Source organism: Streptosporangium sp. NPDC053982, from assembly GCF_055585205.1.
Window position 1 is genome coordinate 80,780 of sequence record NZ_JBVJKQ010000019.1, and the last position, 16,682, is coordinate 97,461.

19 protein-coding genes are annotated in these 16,682 nt (G+C 74.1%); 12 read left to right on the plus strand and 7 right to left on the minus strand.

What is annotated here, in order from left to right:
* Positions 1 to 189: 189 nt before the first annotated feature.
* Positions 190 to 3,420 carry an AfsR/SARP family transcriptional regulator gene (locus ACZ6W9_RS31145; protein ID WP_470120924.1) on the minus strand — a complete coding sequence of 1,077 codons (3,231 nt, stop codon included), beginning with the start codon at positions 3,418 to 3,420 and terminating at the stop codon, positions 190 to 192.
* A gap of 62 nt (positions 3,421 to 3,482) precedes the next feature.
* Positions 3,483 to 4,112 carry a CGNR zinc finger domain-containing protein gene (locus tag ACZ6W9_RS31150; RefSeq protein WP_470120925.1) on the minus strand — a complete coding sequence of 210 codons (630 nt, stop codon included), beginning with the start codon at positions 4,110 to 4,112 and terminating at the stop codon, positions 3,483 to 3,485.
* Between the two features lie 68 nt (positions 4,113 to 4,180).
* Here ACZ6W9_RS31150 and ACZ6W9_RS31155 point away from each other — a divergent pair, with 68 nt between their 5' ends.
* Positions 4,181 to 4,555 carry a YybH family protein gene (locus ACZ6W9_RS31155; RefSeq protein WP_389961975.1) on the plus strand — a complete coding sequence of 125 codons (375 nt, stop codon included), beginning with the start codon at positions 4,181 to 4,183 and terminating at the stop codon, positions 4,553 to 4,555.
* Between the two features lie 126 nt (positions 4,556 to 4,681).
* Here the strand turns inward: ACZ6W9_RS31155 and ACZ6W9_RS31160 are convergent, their stop codons facing one another.
* Complete coding sequence (locus tag ACZ6W9_RS31160) at positions 4,682 to 5,545, minus strand: helix-turn-helix domain-containing protein (RefSeq protein WP_389961977.1); 864 nt, start codon at positions 5,543 to 5,545, stop codon at positions 4,682 to 4,684.
* Positions 5,546 to 5,704: 159 nt separating this feature from the next.
* On the opposite strand from ACZ6W9_RS31160, the gene ACZ6W9_RS31165 reads away from it, so the two are divergent.
* Together ACZ6W9_RS31165 and ACZ6W9_RS31170 are read left to right on the plus strand one after the other, a co-directional pair.
* The gene (locus ACZ6W9_RS31165; RefSeq protein ID WP_389961979.1) at positions 5,705 to 6,361 is read left to right on the plus strand and encodes an NADPH-dependent FMN reductase; all 657 of its coding nucleotides are present in this window, start codon (positions 5,705 to 5,707) and stop codon (positions 6,359 to 6,361) included.
* Positions 6,362 to 6,395: 34 nt separating this feature from the next.
* Positions 6,396 to 6,707, plus strand: coding sequence for a hypothetical protein (locus tag ACZ6W9_RS31170; RefSeq protein ID WP_389961981.1), 312 nt, complete (start codon positions 6,396 to 6,398; stop codon positions 6,705 to 6,707).
* A gap of 30 nt (positions 6,708 to 6,737) precedes the next feature.
* Here ACZ6W9_RS31170 and ACZ6W9_RS31175 read toward each other — a convergent pair whose 3' ends face one another.
* Positions 6,738 to 7,295 carry a TetR/AcrR family transcriptional regulator gene (locus ACZ6W9_RS31175; RefSeq protein WP_470120928.1) on the minus strand — a complete coding sequence of 186 codons (558 nt, stop codon included), beginning with the start codon at positions 7,293 to 7,295 and terminating at the stop codon, positions 6,738 to 6,740.
* A gap of 57 nt (positions 7,296 to 7,352) precedes the next feature.
* Here ACZ6W9_RS31175 and ACZ6W9_RS31180 point away from each other — a divergent pair, with 57 nt between their 5' ends.
* Positions 7,353 to 8,330 (plus strand): DsbA family protein, encoded by a 978-nt coding sequence (locus ACZ6W9_RS31180; RefSeq protein ID WP_389961985.1) that lies wholly within the window; start codon positions 7,353 to 7,355, stop codon positions 8,328 to 8,330.
* A 244-nt stretch (positions 8,331 to 8,574) separates the two neighbouring features.
* Here the strand turns inward: ACZ6W9_RS31180 and ACZ6W9_RS31185 are convergent, their stop codons facing one another.
* The gene (locus tag ACZ6W9_RS31185) at positions 8,575 to 10,143 is read right to left on the minus strand and encodes a glycoside hydrolase family 43 protein (RefSeq protein WP_470120930.1); all 1,569 of its coding nucleotides are present in this window, start codon (positions 10,141 to 10,143) and stop codon (positions 8,575 to 8,577) included.
* A gap of 203 nt (positions 10,144 to 10,346) precedes the next feature.
* On the opposite strand from ACZ6W9_RS31185, the gene ACZ6W9_RS31190 reads away from it, so the two are divergent.
* On the plus strand, positions 10,347 to 11,357 hold the full coding sequence (locus ACZ6W9_RS31190; protein ID WP_470120932.1) for a LacI family DNA-binding transcriptional regulator: 1,011 nt from the start codon (positions 10,347 to 10,349) through the stop codon (positions 11,355 to 11,357).
* 14 nt (positions 11,358 to 11,371) lie between these two features.
* Here the strand turns inward: ACZ6W9_RS31190 and ACZ6W9_RS31195 are convergent, their stop codons facing one another.
* On the minus strand, positions 11,372 to 12,028 hold the full coding sequence (locus ACZ6W9_RS31195) for a hypothetical protein (protein ID WP_470120934.1): 657 nt from the start codon (positions 12,026 to 12,028) through the stop codon (positions 11,372 to 11,374).
* A gap of 75 nt (positions 12,029 to 12,103) precedes the next feature.
* Between ACZ6W9_RS31195 and ACZ6W9_RS31200 the strand changes: the two genes are divergently transcribed.
* The 7 genes from ACZ6W9_RS31200 (at position 12,104) to ACZ6W9_RS31230 (ending at position 16,088) form a co-directional block, all read left to right on the plus strand.
* Positions 12,104 to 12,541, plus strand: a complete 438-nt coding sequence (locus ACZ6W9_RS31200) for a MarR family winged helix-turn-helix transcriptional regulator (protein ID WP_470120936.1) — start codon at positions 12,104 to 12,106, stop codon at positions 12,539 to 12,541.
* Positions 12,538 to 13,383: an alpha/beta fold hydrolase gene (locus ACZ6W9_RS31205; protein ID WP_470120938.1), complete on the plus strand. Its 846-nt coding sequence runs from the start codon at positions 12,538 to 12,540 to the stop codon at positions 13,381 to 13,383. The genes ACZ6W9_RS31200 and ACZ6W9_RS31205 overlap by 4 nt, the downstream gene beginning before the upstream one ends.
* 139 nt (positions 13,384 to 13,522) lie before the next feature.
* On the plus strand, positions 13,523 to 13,801 hold the full coding sequence (locus ACZ6W9_RS31210; protein WP_362936977.1) for a CopG family transcriptional regulator: 279 nt from the start codon (positions 13,523 to 13,525) through the stop codon (positions 13,799 to 13,801).
* On the plus strand, positions 13,798 to 14,220 hold the full coding sequence (locus tag ACZ6W9_RS31215; protein ID WP_470120940.1) for a PIN domain-containing protein: 423 nt from the start codon (positions 13,798 to 13,800) through the stop codon (positions 14,218 to 14,220). Before ACZ6W9_RS31210 ends, ACZ6W9_RS31215 begins: the two co-directional genes overlap by 4 nt.
* 163 nt (positions 14,221 to 14,383) lie before the next feature.
* Positions 14,384 to 14,797 carry a ribonuclease domain-containing protein gene (locus tag ACZ6W9_RS31220; RefSeq protein WP_389961999.1) on the plus strand — a complete coding sequence of 138 codons (414 nt, stop codon included), beginning with the start codon at positions 14,384 to 14,386 and terminating at the stop codon, positions 14,795 to 14,797.
* Positions 14,798 to 14,864: 67 nt separating this feature from the next.
* Positions 14,865 to 15,233, plus strand: coding sequence for a barstar family protein (locus tag ACZ6W9_RS31225; RefSeq protein WP_389962001.1), 369 nt, complete (start codon positions 14,865 to 14,867; stop codon positions 15,231 to 15,233).
* 315 nt (positions 15,234 to 15,548) lie between these two features.
* Positions 15,549 to 16,088, plus strand: a complete 540-nt coding sequence (locus ACZ6W9_RS31230; protein WP_389962003.1) for a hypothetical protein — start codon at positions 15,549 to 15,551, stop codon at positions 16,086 to 16,088.
* A 102-nt stretch (positions 16,089 to 16,190) separates the two neighbouring features.
* Here the strand turns inward: ACZ6W9_RS31230 and ACZ6W9_RS31235 are convergent, their stop codons facing one another.
* A complete protein-coding gene (locus ACZ6W9_RS31235; protein ID WP_470120943.1) occupies positions 16,191 to 16,574 on the minus strand; it encodes a DoxX family protein in 384 nt (127 codons plus the stop codon).
* Between the last annotated feature and the right edge of the window lie 108 nt (positions 16,575 to 16,682).

The following is a 16,682-nucleotide window of genomic DNA, read 5'->3' on the forward strand; positions in this document are numbered from 1 at the left end:
ACCTTCGCCGGGGGCGCTGACAGCCCGCGGACCACCGGCTGACACCCGCGCTCCCCGGCCGCCGCGCACTGTCAGCCGCTGTCAGCGCCGCCGCCCCGCACGTCCGCGCCCCGCGTCTCCGCGGGTTCGTCCTCGAGTCCCGCGTCTCCGTGTCCTCGCCCCGGATCCCCGCACGTCCGCGCCCCGCGTCTACACGGGGCCGCCGTCCTCGTCCGCCTCGGCGGCGAGCATCGCCCGCGCCTCGTCACGGCCCATGGCGGCCCCGCGGGCGAACGCCGCCGCGAACGCCTCCGCCCCGGCGAGGTCCCTGGCGTCCGCGGCGGTCCGCGCGACGTCGCGATCCCCCGCCACGGCCAGGCCGCGCACCGCCACCGCCGCTCCCAGCAGCAGGGCGGCCCGCTCTCCCGCCTCCCGTGCGCTCTCCCCGGTCCCAGCGCTCTCCCCGGTCCGCGTGAGGCCCGCCGTACCCGCCGCGGCGTCCCCGGTCGTGGAGCCCCCGGCGGCCGTCACCGGCTCTCCCCCGTGCCTCGGCAGTACGGCGTCCGCCCACCCTTCGGCGGCGGCGGCGAGGTCCGGCGTCAGCGGTGACCTGCGGGCCTCGGCCAGCGCCCGCCGGTGCCGGAGCCGTGCCCCGGCGACGTCGCCCTCGGCTGCGGCCAGCCGCCCGAGCGCGGTGAGCGCCCGCGCCCGCGCCCCCGCCGCCAGGGTCCCGCCCTCCGCGACGCGCAGCGCGGCGCCGGACAGCCGGCGGGCCTCGGCGAGGTCGCCCCGGTCCCACGCGATCCGGCCCAGGCCCAGGTGGACCTCGGCGGGCGCGTCCGGCCAGCCCGCCTCGCGGGCGAGCTCCGCGGCCCGCCGGTAGTCGCCGTCGGCGGCGGCGAGGTCGCCCTGGCGCACGAGCGCCTCGGCCCGGTGCGCGAGCAGGTCGGCGCTCTCCTCCAGGGCTCCGAGCTCCTCCAAGAGCCGCAGCGCCTCGTCCCACAGTTCCCGGGCCCGCGCCCACTCGCCGCGCAGCCCCGCGATCAGGGCCAGCCCGTCGAGCGCCTGGGCGGTCCCCCAGCGCTCGCCGAGTTCGCGGAACCGCGGCAGCGTCTCCGCGAACTCCCGCTCCCCCCGGGCGACCTCGCCGCCGAACACCGCCAGCAGGGCCCGGCTCAGCCGTCCCAGCGCCCGGTTCCACGGGTCGGAGCCCAGCAGCCGCTCCGCTTCGGGCCCGATCGGCTCCGACGACCCCGACGGCCCGGCGAGCATGCCCCACAGCGCCACGGTGAACGGTTGGCGCGTCGGCCGGTCCAGAGACCGCATGATCTCCCCGGCCCGCTCCCAGTGCTCCGCCGGCGCCCGCGGCACGGCGTGCGCCACGCACACGACGTACTCCTCCTCCAGCCCCCCGGGCGGACCGCCGGCCGCGTCGAGGAGTTCGGCGGCGGCCTCCCCGGCCTGGCTGCGCCGCCCGCTCAGCCACCAGTAGGCCGCCAGCGCGGCGACCAGCCGCATCGCCGTCTCCCGGTCCCCGTGTACGGCCCAGCGCAGCGAGGCCATCAGGTTGCCGTGCTCGGCCGACAACCGCTCCAGCCACTCGAGCTGCCCGGCCCGGAGCAGGTGGGGGCCGGCGCGTTCGGCGAGTCCGAGGAAGTGGCGGGCGTGGGCGGCGCGCAGACGCTCCTCCTCCCCGGCTTCGGCCAGCTTCCCGGCGCAGAACAGCAGGATCGTGCTGAGCATCCGGTAGCGGTCGCCGTCCGCCTCGACCAGCGACCGGTCCACCAGGTCGGCCAGCAGTCCGGCGGCGTCGTCCACGCCACAGACCTCCTCGACCGCCTCCAGGGACGCGCCGCCGGTGAACACGGCGAGCCGCCGGGCCAGCGCCCGCTCGTCGGGGGTGAGGAGGTCCCAGCTCCACTCCACCACCGCGCGCAGGGTCCGGTGCCGGGCCGCCGCCGTACGGTCGCCGCGCGACAGCAGCCGGAACCGGCCGTGCTCGGCCAGCCGCGTGGCGATCTCCTCGGCGGTGAACGACCGCAGCCGCGCCGCCGCCAGCTCGATGGCCAGCGGCAGGCCGTCCAGCGCCGCGCAGATCCGGACGACCGCGGCCGCGTTGCCCGGCTCCACCTCGAAGCCGGGCCGTACGGCGGCCGCCCGGTCGGCGAACAGGCGGACGGCGGGGTAGGCGGCCGCGTCCCGCGGCGGCGGGCCCGGGGGCGGGACGGCCAGCGGAGCCAGCGGCACCAGTGTCTCACCGGTGATGCCGAGGGGCTCGCGGCTGGTGGTGAGGACGCTCAGCCCCGGGCAGTCGGCCAGCAGCTCGCGGACCAGCGCGGCGGTCCCGGCGACCACGTGCTCGCAGTTGTCGAGGACGAGCAGCGTCTCCCGGCCGGCGAGCGCCGTCACCAGGCGGCCGACGGGATCGGCCGCGCGGGGTGACTGGAACCCGGCCTCGCGCAGCCCGAGCGCGCCGAGCACCGCCCGGGACACCTGGTCGTCGCCGGCGGCGGAGGTCAGGTCGGCGAAGCACGCCTCGCGCCGGTCCCTCCCCGCCGCCTCGATCGCGAGCCGGGTCTTGCCGGTGCCGCCCGGACCGGTGATCGTGACGAGCCGGGAGCCGCGCAGAGCGCCGAGCCGCTCCAGTTCCGGCTCGCGTCCCACGAAGCTGGTGAGCTGGGCCGCGAGCCGCCGCCTCGGCGGCGGCGCGGGCTCGGCGGCGCGCAGCACGGCCAGGTGGACGGCCGCCAGTTCCGGGGAGGGGTCGGCGCCGAGCTCCTCGGCGAGGGTCCGCCGGGTCTCCTCGAAGACCTCAAGCGCCTCGGCCTGCCGTCCGGCCGCGTGCAGGGCCCGCATGAGCTGGCCCCTGAGCCGTTCCCGCAGGGGGTGCGCGTCCGCCAGCCGCCGCAGCCCGGCCACCGAGGTCCCCTCGGGGAGGGCGAGCTCGGCCTCGGCGAGATCCTCCGCGGCGACGAGCCGCAGCTCCTCCAGGTGCGTCTCCCGGGCCCGGCGGAACGATCCGGGCGGCAGGTCGGCCAGGGCGGGCCCCCGCCACAGGCCGAGCGCCTCGCGCAGCGTGCCCGCCGCGGCCTCGTGGCGGCCCTCGGCCAGCAGCCGACGCCCCTCGCGGGCGAGCCGTTCGAAGCGGTGGACGTCGACGTCGCCGGGATCGGCCGCGAGGCGGTACCCGGTCCCGTGGAACTCCACGGTTCCGGCGGGCAGGCTCCGGCGCAGCCGGGACACCTGGGCCTGCAGCGCGTTCGCGGCGCCGGCCGGGGGGTCGTCGCCGTACTGGCCGTCGATCAGCTCCGTCACGCCGACCACCCGGCCGGCGTTCAGCAGCAGCATCACCAGCAGGGCGCGCGGCCGGGGACCGCCCACCGGGATCTCCTCACCGGAGGCGGACCGCACCTCCAGTGGCCCCAGAACGCCGAACCGCACGTGCCGATTGTCCCTCATATCCGGCGTGTCCCGCCGACCTGGAACCTCAGGGCTCTTCGGCCCTACGGCTCCTCCGTCGCGGACCGCGGGGCGCGGTCGCGGCGGGTGCGGAGCTTGTGCCGGTTGCCGCAGCGGTCCATCGAGCACCAGCGGCGGGCGCCGGGACGGGAGGTGTCCAGGAAGACGAGGAGGCAGCGCTCCCCGCCGCACACGCGCACCCGGGAGGCCATCGGCCCGCCGAACAGCTCGACGGCGTCCCTGGCGACCGCGGACAGGAACTGCGCGCCGGTCACCGGCGTCGCCCAGCCCAGCCGGAAGGACGGCGTGATCAGGGGTGCGGGAGGCGGGGCGGCGGCGAACTCGTTGAGCACGGCGGGCGCGCCCCGCGGATCGACGGCGGGCGCGCCCTGCGCCTCCGCCGCACCCTCCGTCCCCGTCGCGCGCTCGGCCAGGGCCTGGATCGCGGCGCGCAGCCGTTTGGCCCCGGCCAGGTCGGCCTCGCCGACCACGATCCGGTCCGGCAGGCCGAGCCTGGACCGAGGGATCCAGGCCGCCAGGTCCTCCGGCGTGTGCAACCGCTCCCACTGCGGGAGCGAGCCGGTGAGCAGGAACTCCAGGCACAGCGTCCCCGCGTCGAAGCGGAAGGTCTGACCGTCCCCGGGTGTCAGGAGGATGCCGCTTGCGTTGTTCACCCCGCCAGTCTAGCCTCTGACACCAGTTAAACCGGTGTCACCATCCGGTGCGAACGAGAGGCGGGGTCATGCGGGAGATCATCGATCTGATGGACCGGGCGTGGGAGGCCAACCGGAACGGCGACGCCGCCTTCTACGACGGCTTCCTCACCGACGAGCCGGTCAGCGTCTCACCGTGGGGCGTGGTGACCGACCGGGACGCGATCCTGAAGGGGTTCGCCGAGAACCGGAACCCCTACACCCGCACCGAACAGTCGGACCACCGGGTGATCACGCTGGGCCCCGGCAGCGCCGTGCACACCAGCAGGGTCGAGATCGACATGCTGGTGAACGGCACCGACCCGCAGACCATGACGGTCTTCGCCACCACCGCGCTGACTCGGAGCGCGGACGGGGCCTGGAGGGCGGCCCTCTTCCAGATCACCCCCGCGCCCGCCCGCTGACGCGGGTCGCCGGACCGGCCGGGCGGATCCCGCGCGGGGTGACCACGAGCCGGCCGGTGGCCACCCGACGCCGGACGGCCGCCGGACCGGGCCGGGGGCGCGGCGCCGTACGGTCGCCGGGCCGCGTCAGCCGGCCACCGCGCGCAACGCGCCGGGCGCGCGGCCGGCGAGGCGGTCGAGGGCGGCGGACGTGGCGGCGTCGGCGGGGAGGTACACGACCAGGCGCTGGCCGTCCGCGCCGGACGGTTCGAGGGTCTCGCGCACCAGCCGCAGCTCACCGGCCTCCGGGTGGACCAGCCGCTCGGCTCCCATGCTCCCGGCGACCCCGGGAGGGGCGGCCGGCGCCGCCATCCGGGCGGCGAACGGCGCGCCGGCGACGACCGTCAGCTCCTCGGCGAACCCGGCGAAGTGCGGGTCCGCCGGGAAGCACGCGGCCCGCAGGACGGCGATCTGCTCGTCGGCGACCCGATCCCAGTCCGGGTAGGCGGTCCGGGCCCGGGCGTCGGTGAACAGGTGGCGGACGACGTTGGGCGACCGGCCGTCGAGGAGCCCGATCGGGCCGGCGAGCCGCTCGTAGCCCCGGGTGAATGCCAGCACGTCCCCCAGCCGGTTGAGCACCACGGCGGGCGCGGGGTCGAGCCGGTCCAGCAGCGCCCGCACGGTGGGGCGGACCGACCGGGCCGGCGGCGCGACCCCCGGGCAGGACAGGAGACCACCGCTCATCTTGGCGGCGCGCAGGAGATGGAAACGCTCATCGGAGGAGAGGCGCAGCGCGTCGGCGAGCGCGGTGAGCACCTGCGGGGACGGATGCCGGTCGCGCCCCTGCTCCAGCCGCGTGAGGTACTCGACGCTGACCCCGGCGAGCGTGGCCAGCTCGGCCCGGCGCAGCCCGGGGGTACGCCGCCGTACCCCTTCGGGGAGCCCGACCTCGGCGGGCGTGACGGCCTCGCGGCGGGCGCGCAGGAACATGCCCAGTTCGTTGTCACTCACAGCCGGAATGTACCGTCCGCGCCGCCGATGAGGGTGGCCCCGCGAGGGCCAGTCTCACGCCGGTCTCCCTCCGCCGCGTACGGCCCGGCAGGTTGGTGGTCGTCCACCGGTGCGTCCTCGCCGACGCCCCGGAACCGCCAGCACGAGGAGACACCCCAGATGATCCGCATAGCCGTCGTCGTCGGCAGCACCCGTCCCGGACGCCGGGGCGCGGGCGTGGCCCGCTGGGTCGAGGAGGCCGCCGGACGGCACGCCGCCGCCAAGGCCGGCGAGGCGGCCGTCGAGCTGGTCGACATCGCCGAGTACGGCCTGCCCCTGCTGGACGAGCCCCTTCCGGCGATCTTCGGCGACTACCGCAACCCCCACACCGTGCGGTGGGCCGAGACGATCCGCTCGTTCGACGCGTTCGTGTTCGTCACCCCGGAGTACAACCACTCCGTCCCCGCCGCGTTGAAGAACGCGATCGACTACCTGTACGCCGAGTGGCACGACAAGGCGGCCGGGATCGTCGGGTACGGCGTCGAGGGCGGGATCCGCGCCGCGGAGCACCTGCGGCTGGTCCTGGCCGAGACGAAGGTCGCGGTCGTGGGCACCCAGGTGGCGCTGTCGATGTTCACCGACATCGTCGTCACCGATCCCGCCGACCCCGGCGTGCTCTCCCCGACGGAGCGCCAGCAGAAGGCCATGACGGCCATGCTGGACGAGGTGGTCGCGTGGTCCCGTGCCCTGCGGCCGCTGCGCGAGCCCGCCGGGACGGGGGACGGTCTCCCGCCGGTCTCCCTCAGCGCGGCGCGACCGGGCGGTTCGGCACAGTGATCTGCGACGGCCCACGACGCGGAGGAAACCGGCCATGTGGGTGATGATCCGTTACCGGATCCGGCCGGACCGGCTGGAGGAGCACCTCGAATCGTTGCGCGCCGTACAGGAGGAGATGGCGGCGCTCCGCCCGGAGGGCGTGCGCGAGGCGGTCTTCCGGCTCACCGATGAGGTGGGCTTCGTGCACCTCGTGGAGGTCGAACACGGCCCGGAGGTACTGGGCCGGCTGGAGACCTTCAGACGCTTCCGCGCGGCGCTCGACGAGCGGTGCGACGAGCCTCCGGTCATGACCGAGTTGCACCCCTCCGGCGCGTACCGCTTCCCCGGGTTCCCCGCGTCTTTCTGACCGGGCCCGTCCCGGGCGACGGGCGGGACGTCAGGCGCGGAAGAGGCGCCAGAACGCCAGTGCGACCTCCTCGGCGGGCGCCGGGGGGTCGCCCGCGACCCAGTGCGCGATCACACCGGTGAGGGCGCCGGCCAGGTAGGCGGCGTGCGTCTCCGCGGGGACGTCGCCGGGCCCTCCGGCGCGGGACCCGCCGGCGAGGCGTCCGGCCAGCTCGGCGGTGAGCCGTTCGCGCATGCGCGTGACGAACAGCGCGCTGCCCTGGGGCCCCAGCATCCGCCGGTACAGCGGGGCCGCGGCGGCCACGTGACCGAACAGGACGGTCAGCGGCTCGGGGGTCCGGTCGCGGGGCGCGTCGCGCGGGCACAGCGCGGCGGCCCGGGCCACCTGGGTCACCGCCTCCTCCATGGCGTCGGTCACGAGCGCGTCGACGTCGGGGAAGTGCAGGTAGACCGTCGCCCGGTTCACCCCGGCGCACCTGGCGACCTCCGACACCGTGATGGCGCCCACGTCCTTCTCCGCGGCCAGGGTGAGAACCGCTGTGCGCAGCCGCGCGCGGGTGCGCCGTACTCGGGGGTCGTCCGCCTTCATGCCGGGACTATACAACAGGTGTTGCATAATCGACACATGTCGTATAAGTTGCCCGTCATGCGAATCGAGATCTGGGCGGACGTGGTCTGCGGATGGGCGTACATCGGCAAGCGGCGACTGGAGGCGGCACTGGCCGGCCCGGCCTTCGACGGCGTCCCCGTCGAGGTCGTGTGGCGGCCGTTCCGGATCGATCCCACCGCGCCGGCGCGGTCCGTCCCCCTTGAGGAGGCGCTCGCCGACCCCGCGGTGGACACCGCGCTGCGCGTCTGCGCGCCCGGCCTGTCCCCGGAGGAGAGCCGGACGCGGGTCTCGGACATCGCCGCCGCGGAGGGGATCGGCCCGCGCTGGGGCGCGGCCTGGCGGGCGAGCAGCCACGACGCGCACCGCCTGCTGTTCCTCGCCCACGAGCACGGCGGCGCGGAGCTGCAGAACGCCGTGGCCGAGCGGGTGATGCGGGCCCACTTCGTCGACGGCGCCGACATCGCCGACCGCCGGACCCTCGCCGCCGTCGCGGCCGAGGCCGGCTTCGCCGACGGCGGCGCGCTGCTGGAGACCGGAGCGGGTGAGGACGAGGTGCGGGAGCTGCTCCTCATCGGCAGGGCGCGCGGCGTGACGACCTCGCCGACGATCGTCGTCGGCGACCGCGCGCTGGCCGGCGCTCAGCCGGCCGAGGTGATCCGCGACTTCGCCGCCCGGGGCGGAGACCGCCGTGAGCTGCCCGAGGAGGTGGAGCGGCTGCGCCACGCCGAGGCCCTCCTCGACCGGCGCGACCCGCTCGGGGCGCTGGTCCTGCTGCGGCCCCTGCTCGGCGCGCACGGCGACGACCGCAACGTGCTGATGCCGGCCGCCCGCGCCTACTTCGCCTCGGCGCAGCTCGGCCGGGCCCGCGCCACGCTGGAGCGGCTGGTCGCCGCCGCACCGGACGACTCCTACGCCCGGCTCCTGCTCGGCCGCACCCTGCGGCGGCAGGGCCTCGCGGAGGAGGCCGCGGCGCACCTGAACATGGCCGCCGCCATGTCCCCGGAGTACGGCTGAGCCGCGCCCGTCCCCGGCACCGGGCCCAGGACGTGACACCGGCCGCACGATGAGCGGCCGGTGTCACGGGCGGCGACCCGGGCGGCCGGTCTCTCCCCGCGACGGCCGGGAGGGACCGGACGGGCAGGGCGCCGTCCACCACCGGCCGGCTCGGACGCGCTCCTCGGCCGAAAGAGACCAGGCGGGCAGGACGCTGTCCACCATCCGGCGACTCGGACGCGCCCCTCCCACGAAGTGCCGGCTCTCAGGAGGTGCCGGCCGCGATCTCGAACGAGACGTCGAACCGCCGGAAGGAGGCGCGGCCCGCCTCTCCCGCCCCTCCCGCCTCTCCCGCCGCGAAGAGCCCGAGGACCGCGCCCACCCACACGCCCGCCACCGCGTCGAAGACCCCACCCGCGCCGATGTCCCCGCCGGCGCCCCCGCCGGCGCGGAAGACGCATCTGCCGCGGGCGTCCACCTCGACGCGGAGCTCGGCCTCCGGCCGTTCCAGCGGCACCGGCGGCGCCAGGTCCCGCTCCGCCTCCCCCTCGCCCGCCGTACGGCAGGCCAGCACCGGGCCGGCGGCGGTGAGCTCCACCCCGAGCCAGGCGTAGGCCCGGCCGAGGACCACCAGCCCGGCACGGGCGCCCGGCCCGGCGTCGAGCGTCAGCCGCGTGACGGCGGCGAACGGCCCGGCGGGCAGCCGCTGCGCCAGGACCCCACCGTGTTCGCGCAGGTCACCGGGACCGGGAAGACAGATGATCGTTAACATCCCATCGCCGGACGAACACTGTCCCGGGCGCGGGTTGACCGGCCGGTGCCACTGCGGGCCGGGTTCCGGGCCTGCGAAGTCGTCGCTGACCGGCGGGGCGGCGGGCTCGCATCCGGCGACGGGCTTGCGCCCGCCCGGCACGGGACGCCCGCCGTCGCCGACGACCGGCCAGCCGTCGGCGTCCCAGCGCAGCGGCTGCAGGTGGACGATCCGGCCGAAGGGCCCGCGGTCCTGGAAGTGCAGGAACCAGTGCGAGCCGTCGGGGGCGTCCACCCACGCGCCCTGGTGCGGGCCGTTGACGTCGGTGTCCCCCTGCCGCAGCACGATCCGGTCCTCGTACGGCCCGTTGATGTCGCGGGCGCGGAAGACCGACTGCCAGCCGTCTGCCACTCCCCCGGCGGGCGCGAAGATCCAGTAGTGACCGTCGCGCCGGTAGAGCTTGGGCCCCTCCAGCGTCCGGTAGCCGGGCAGCCGGTCGCCGTCGACGACGATCCGGCCCTCGTCCAGCAGCCGCGTGGCGTCCGGCGTCATCCGGTGCAGGGTCAGCCGGTTGTTCACCCCGGCGCGGCTGCGGGCCCAGCCGTGCACGAGGTAGGCGCCGCCGTCGTCGTCCCAGAACGGACACGGGTCGATGAGGCCGAGCCCGGCCTTGAGCAGGCGGGGTTCGCTCCACGGGCCGCGCGGATCGGCGGCGGTGAGCACGTGGACGCCGCGGTCGGGGTCACCGTAGAAGATCCAGAACCGGCCGTCGTGGTGGCGCAGCGAGGGCGCCCAGACCCGGCGGCCCGGCTCCGGCCTGGTCAGCCCGGCGAGCGTGGGCAGGGCGTGCCCGATGAGGGTCCAGCTGACCAGGTCACGCGAGTGCAGGACGGGCAGGCCGGGCACCTTGGAGAAGCTGGAGGCCGTCAGGTAGAAGTCCTCACCGACGCGGATCGCGTCGGGGTCCGACCAGTCGGCGTCGAGCACGGGGTTGCGGTAGGTGCCGTCTCCGAGGTCGGCGGTCCGGGGGCCGGTCCTTCCGGTCCGGGGGCTGGTCCTTCTGTCCGTCGGGGCGGTGGGCATGGCCGGACACTCCTTCGTGGGCTCCACGGGCGCCGGCCGCGCGCCACGCGGCCGGTCTGCTGGAAACCCTGCGGCAACGGGACTCCGGGGTCAACGGCTCGCCGCCCGCCGCACCCGCGCCACCTGCGCGAATGCCGGAATCCCGAAATTTTCCGATTCGTCGGGCTGGCCCTCGCCTCGTGCGGGGCGGGAAAGTGGTGGGCATGCCCCCCGAGGACGGGTCCGCCCCGTTGCCGAAGCTGACGGTGATCGCCCGAGAGGCCGGCGTGTCCGTCGCCACCGTATCCAAGGCGCTCAACGGCCGGTCCGACGTCTCCTCGCGCACCCGCCGTCTCATCAACGAGGTGCTGGAACGGCGGGGCCACCGGCCACGGCCCCGTCCCCGCCGGGGGACCATGGTCGACGTCGTCGTGCCGGGTATGGGCTCGCCGTACGCCATGGCCGTCCTCGGTGGCGTGGAGGACGCCGCCTGGGGGCTCGGCGTGGACCTGGTGGTCTCGGCCGTGGCGGACCGCACCAGGAACGGCCGGCCGCCACCCGCCTGGCTGGACCGGATCGGCGCCCGCGACAGCGCGGGGGTCCTCCTCGTACGCACCTCGCCGACCGCCGCGCAGCGGGCGTGGCTGGCCGACCACGGGATCCCGGCGGTGATCATCGATCCGCGGCGCGACGCCCCGCCCGGCGTCCCCGTCGTCGCCTCGGCCAACCGGGCCGCGGGCCGGGCCGCCACCGCGCACCTCATCGGACTGGGACACGAACGGATCGCGATCGTCACCGGCCGGCCGGGCGTGCCGTGCGCCGTCGAACGGCTGGACGGCTACCGCGAGGCCATGGCCACGGCCGGACTACCGGTCGATCCGGGCTGGGAGACGTGCGGTTCCTTCCAGAGCGAGCCCGCCCGGCAGGCCACCGTCGCGATGTTCGGCGCCCTGCCGGTCCCGCCGACCGCCGTCTTCGCCTGCTCCGACGCGATGGCCGTCGGGGTCTTCCAGGCCCTCGCCGAACTCGGTCTGCGCGTACCCGGCGACGTGAGCGTGATCGGTTTCGACGACTCGGTGGCGGCGGTCCACGTCACCCCCGCGCTGACCACCGTCCGCCAGCCCTGGCCCGAGCTGGGAGCCGCCGCGCTGGCCGCCCTGCTGTCGGGAGATCCGCCGGTCCGGGCGGAGCTGCCCACCGGCATCGTCGTACGGCACAGCACCGCTCCCGCCTGAGCACCCGCCCGCGGCTACGGCCGCGGCTCGCCGTACCAGCGCCAGGAGGTCAGGCGGGGGCGGCCGGGGAGTTCCCCGCGCCCGGTGGCCCACAGCAGGGTGGCCCAGGGGCCGGCGTCCCGCGGGGCGTCGGGGAACAGGCGGGCGAGCACCCGCTCGCACAGGCCGGCGGGCGGCGACCAGCCGAGCCCGAGCCCCCCGGCCACGTCGTGGATGTGCACCAGGGTCTCCACCATCCCCATCGCGGCGAAGCCCTCGGGGTCGGAGGCCCCGAAGATGTGATGGGCGCGGACCGCGGGCGGCGTCGTGCGCACCATGGCCGACAGCAGCGCACCGCTCGTCTCCAGCACCTGCGGCAGCCCTTCGGGCCCCGCCGCGCGGTCGGCGTGGATCGCGTTCCGCGGGCCACCGGGCCTGAGCCGCTCCAGGCGGAAGGGCACCTCGCGGTCGCCGGGCGGTGTGCGGAGGCCGAGCTGTACGGCGTAGGCGAAGAGGTCGTCGCTCAGGTGCTCGACGGTCTCCCAGCGGGTCCACTCCAGCGAGCCCGCCATGTCGTCCCACGCGGTCGCGGGCACGCGGCGGACGACCTCCACGGCGAGCCGTACGGCCTCGTCGACGTCGTCGGCGGTGACGGGGGATCGGGGCGGCGCGGTTTCGCGGGGCTGTGACATGCCACGGACCATACCGCCGCGCGGACCGCCGGAAAGTAACTTGCTTCGACTAAGTTAGCTTGCTAACTTAAAGGCATGGAACGCAGCCTGAGCCTGAACCTCCACGTACTCACCGCCCGGCTGGACCGGGCGGCCGACCGGATCCTGCGGGCGGAGTACAACGTCTCCTACAGCCGCTTCGTGGCGCTCACCCTCGTGGGGGAACTGGGAGCCTCGACGCAGCGGACCCTCGCCGAGTACCTCGGCGTGACCGAGCCGTCGGTGAGCCGCATGACCTCGGTCCTCGCCGCCGACGGGCTCCTCGACGTCCAGCCCGACCCCGCCGGAGGGAACCGCCGGCGGCTCAGCCTCACCGACGAGGGGAAGCGGCTGGTCACCTCCATCCAGCAGGACTTGGAGGGCAAGCTGGCCGGGATCGTCGCGCGCAGCGGCGTGCCGTACGACGAGTACGCCGAGCACACCGCGCGACTGCTGGCGACGTTCGAGGGATTGGAGAGGGAGACCGGAAAATGAGTGAGAACCTTCAGACCCCGCTCTCCAGCCTGCGCACGGCCGTCTCGGCCGACGGCACGGCGATCGGCTACCGGACCATGGGCTCCGGGCCCGACCTCATCGTGCTCGGCGGAACACTGAAGACCGCGGAGGACTACCTGCCGCTGGCCGCCCCGCTGGCCCGGTCCTTCACGGTGCACGTCGTCGACCGGCGAGGCCGCGGCGCCAGCGGCCCCCAGGGGCCCGGCTACTCCCTGGAGAAGGAGGTGGAGGACCTCATCGCCGTCCAGGCGGACACCGGGGCGCGACTGGCGTTCGGGCACAGCTACGGCGGCCTCGTCGTCCTCGAGACCGCGCGGTCGCGCTCCCTGTTCGACCGCATCGCGGTCTACGAGCCCGGGGTGGCGTGCGCCCCCGTCCCCACCGCCTGGATGGCCCCCTTCCGGGAGCGGCTGGCCGCCGGAGACCCCTACGGGGCGTTCATCCACTTCGTCCAGGGGTCGGGCGGCGCGCCGGCCTTCATGACCAAGCTGCCGCACTGGTACCTGCGGATGGTGTTCCGCGCGGCGTTCCGCGGACCGGCCTGGCAGCGGATGCGTCCTCTTCTGGAGTCCTGCGCGCGCGAGCACGAGCAGATCGCCGCCCAGTACGGCCGGCTCGCCGAATTCGCGGACGTCACCGCCCCGGTTCTGCTGCTGGTGGGCGGCCGCACCCCGCAGAGGCACCGGGAGGAGTTCGTCATGCTCCGCGACACCCTTCCCACCGCCGTGCTCGAAACCCTGGACGGCCTCAACCACATGGGCCCGTCGGAACGGAAGCCGGCCCCGGCGGTGGCCGAACGGATCCTGCCGTTCCTCCGGTGAGGCCCGGACCTCCCGCGACGACTCGGCCGAACGCCCGCGGTTCGGCTCGCCCGCATGCCGTCATCGGTGAGAGGAAGGCACGGCGAAAGCACGCCGAAGCGCTGGTAAGGACATCGATACCGGGAATATGGTCACTGATATGGCGACCAAGAAGATAACGGTGACGATTCCCGAAGAACTCCTTGATGAGATCCGCACGGATGCGGCCGAGCGGGGATTGTCGGCGTACGTCGCCGAGGCGTTGCGCTTCAAGCGTGACCGGGATCGGCTTCTGGAGGTGGTGAACTGGCTGGAGGAGGAGTACGGGCCGGTCACCGAGGACGAACGCGCAACGGCGCTGCACGAACTGGAAGACCTTGATGCCGAGCACGAGCGCCGCCGCGCCGGAGGGAAGCGGAACGCGGGAGAGGCTGCGTGAGGAAACGAAGCGGCGAGCGTGAGCAGCCGTTACGGATCTTCGTATTCGACCGCCAAGCCTTGTCTCTGGCCGTTCGGGGTGACAGAAAAATGATCGCCTGGCTCGATCTCGCGGCCCGGGGACAGGCGGAGGTGGTGACGTCTCCGATGACCGTGATCGAGGCGTACGACGGCAGGATCACCGAGCAACGCTGGGACTGGGTCCTTTCCCGGATCAACGTCGCCGACATCGGGAAGGACGAGGCTCGTCAGGCCCGCCGGCTTCTGGCGGACGCCGAACTGCACGGCCACAAGTACGCCATCGACGCGGTGCTGGCGGTCATCGCGCGACAGCAGAAGGGACAGGTGACCCTTTTCACCTCGGATATGGAAGATCTGGAGAAGCTGGTCCCCGATTCGATCGTCCTGAAAAAGGTGTGACGTTCTCCGCCTCGCCATTTCGCAGGCCCATTCGAAGGCCCCGGGTGAACACCTCGGCAGGTGTCGTGTGAAATTCATGGGTTCGTAGCGCTCTGACCCTTTGTTCTGACTCACCCCGTAAGAGATGCTGACGGTGCCCTCTCCCCCCAGCAAGGAGGACCCCGTGCCCCCCACGCACCGCTTCCGGCCGTCCTGGGCGAAGCGACTCATGGTCGTGATCGCCGCCGTCGTGTCCCTGACCGGAGTGACCACCGCCGTCCCCGCCCACGCGTCGGTCTACGCCTCCTGCACGATGACCCGCTGCGCCGACGCGCGCTCGGCCGACTCGATCTGGGCAGGAAAGGGATATCCCACCACCGCCGGCTGGTACTCCTGGTCCGACGGCAGGTACAACTACACCGGCGGGCGCTTCTACAACCGGGAGGGCCAGCTGCCCAGCGGCGCCACGTACTACGAGTACGACGTGTACTCCCGGGCGTACGGCGCCGCGCGCGACGCGTACCGGATCGTCGTCAACCGCAGCACCGGCGTGACCTGGTTCTCGCCGAACCACTACACCGACTTCTACCGCCTCTAGGCTCCGTTTCACGGATCCTCGCCGTGGCGAGGATCCGCGGACCTCTCAGAACCCCTTGGGACCTCTCATGACCTCCACCGCACGTCCGCTGCCGCCGTGGCTGACGGTGACCACCGCCCCGGCCCCGGCGGTGGTCGACGGGCGGGCCTGCCGGACCCGCGCGGCCTTCTTCGAGGAGGCGGCGCGGGCCCTGCGCCTGCCGGACCACTTCGGCCGCAACTGGGACGCCCTCACCGACTGCCTGCGGGACGTGGGAGAGGTCCGGCTGATCGTGGAGCACGCGGAGGAACTGCTGGGCGCCGAGCCGCCGGAGCAGTTCGCCGTCCTGCTCGCCGTACTGGCCGGCGCCGCCGAGGCCGGGCTCACCACGGTGCTCCACACCGACCCCGCGAAGAAGCCCCTGCTCCGCGAGCGCATCGTCGCCGCCCTCCCCTGACCCGGCCGCCGCGCTTCGAGTCCCAGGATCATTCCGCGAAGACCGTCATGTGAAACGGCCAGAGCCTACGTGGCACGTGAGCACCGGCAACGGCTTTTCCGGATGGCCGCGACAGGCCACCGCCTTCACACGCAGGGGCAGATCACCGTGGCCGATCGGGGATGGACATGATGGTCCCTGGTGGCCCAAGGTGAGGACATGGCACGGAGAGTGACGTCTTTCGGGGACCAAATCGGGGACTCGGCACGTAAATACCCCTGGCAGGAATGGGCGGATGGGAGCCCGTGGGAGATCCGGCGGGGCGAGGACTACGACGTGGCGACAGAGAACATGCGGGTCAACCTCCACATGAAGGCGAAGCAGCTGGCCTGCAAGGTGCAGACCCGCAAGATCACAGGCTCGGGCGGAGAGGGCCTGGTCTTCCAGTTCCTGCGATTCGAGGCGGAGAAGGACATGGATGAATCCGTATCGGCGGCTGACAGGGCGGCGGCTGCCGAAGCCCTGTACGAGGACTGCCGTTACATCTATGAGACCGCCCGGCAGGAAGTGACGATCCCCCGCAGCGACGGAACCCGGCAGAAGTACGCGGCGGTTCGCTTCATGCAGCAGATGAAACGAGCCCACGAGGAAGGACGGCTGATCGATGCCGTGGCGCAGACGGTCGAGAGCCGCACCCAGGGGTTCGGGCACCTTGAGGCGGCCGGTCGCGACGACCTCATGCTCGAGAGCTTCGTGCTCGACGAGGGCAGGCCGTACCACCACCTGTTCGGTGATCAGACGGTGAGGGTGGCACAGGCCCGTATGACCGAGTACTACCGTCGACACCCTCGCCGGTACGGCCCCTCGTCCTCATGACCGCCGGCCTTCGGAAGGCGTCGGCGGGTCAAGGACGGTGATTCCCCACGCGGCGCCGTTCCGTGGCTACGGTGTACAGCGGCGGCCGGGGCCGGGGGCGGGTCAGCCGGTGAAGGACTCCGGACCGAAGCGGCCCCACGCCACGAACACGGCCATGGCGAGATAGACCAGGTCGGGCACGATCGTCGCCCTCTCCCCACGGCGGAGACGCATGGTCGCCGCGCCGGCGAACAGCAACGCCACGCAGACGGCGGTCACGGGCACCATGACCGGCGCGACGCCGAGTACGGCGGGCAGGATCAGACCCGCCGCGGCCAGGATCTCGAGGGCTCCGATGCCGCGGAGAGCGCCGGGGCTGAAGTCCAGGACCCATTCCCCGGCGTGGCCCACGGAGGCGATCTTCTCCCTGGGCACGAACATCTTCGACGTGCTGACCAGCAGGACGGCGGCCAGCACGCCGGTGACGATCCACAGCGCGAGGTTCATGAGGATCTCCATACGAGGTCGTCGACGGTTTCCGTTCTCCGGTCAGAAGATGCCGGCGACCCGAACCCTGTGACAGCGTGGTCATGTGACATACGCCATCGATCCCGG

Bases quoted from the DNA above. Each gene is read 5' to 3' on its own strand.
- ACZ6W9_RS31235 (WP_470120943.1), bottom strand. From the start codon at position 16,574: ATGAACCTCGCGCTGTGGATCGTCACCGGCGTGCTGGCCGCCGTCCTG.
- ACZ6W9_RS31185 (WP_470120930.1), bottom strand. From the start codon at position 10,143: ATGCCCACCGCCCCGACGGACAGAAGGACCAGCCCCCGGACCGGAAGG.
- ACZ6W9_RS31155 (WP_389961975.1), top strand. From the start codon at position 4,181: ATGCGGGAGATCATCGATCTGATGGACCGGGCGTGGGAGGCCAACCGG.
- ACZ6W9_RS31170 (WP_389961981.1), top strand. From the start codon at position 6,396: ATGTGGGTGATGATCCGTTACCGGATCCGGCCGGACCGGCTGGAGGAG.
- ACZ6W9_RS31190 (WP_470120932.1), top strand. From the start codon at position 10,347: ATGCCCCCCGAGGACGGGTCCGCCCCGTTGCCGAAGCTGACGGTGATC.
- ACZ6W9_RS31225 (WP_389962001.1), top strand. From the start codon at position 14,865: ATGACCTCCACCGCACGTCCGCTGCCGCCGTGGCTGACGGTGACCACC.
- ACZ6W9_RS31210 (WP_362936977.1), top strand. From the start codon at position 13,523: ATGGCGACCAAGAAGATAACGGTGACGATTCCCGAAGAACTCCTTGAT.
- ACZ6W9_RS31200 (WP_470120936.1), top strand. From the start codon at position 12,104: ATGGAACGCAGCCTGAGCCTGAACCTCCACGTACTCACCGCCCGGCTG.
- ACZ6W9_RS31165 (WP_389961979.1), top strand. From the start codon at position 5,705: ATGATCCGCATAGCCGTCGTCGTCGGCAGCACCCGTCCCGGACGCCGG.
- ACZ6W9_RS31175 (WP_470120928.1), bottom strand. From the start codon at position 7,295: ATGAAGGCGGACGACCCCCGAGTACGGCGCACCCGCGCGCGGCTGCGC.
- ACZ6W9_RS31180 (WP_389961985.1), top strand. From the start codon at position 7,353: ATGCGAATCGAGATCTGGGCGGACGTGGTCTGCGGATGGGCGTACATC.
- ACZ6W9_RS31195 (WP_470120934.1), bottom strand. From the start codon at position 12,028: ATGTCACAGCCCCGCGAAACCGCGCCGCCCCGATCCCCCGTCACCGCC.
- ACZ6W9_RS31205 (WP_470120938.1), top strand. From the start codon at position 12,538: ATGAGTGAGAACCTTCAGACCCCGCTCTCCAGCCTGCGCACGGCCGTC.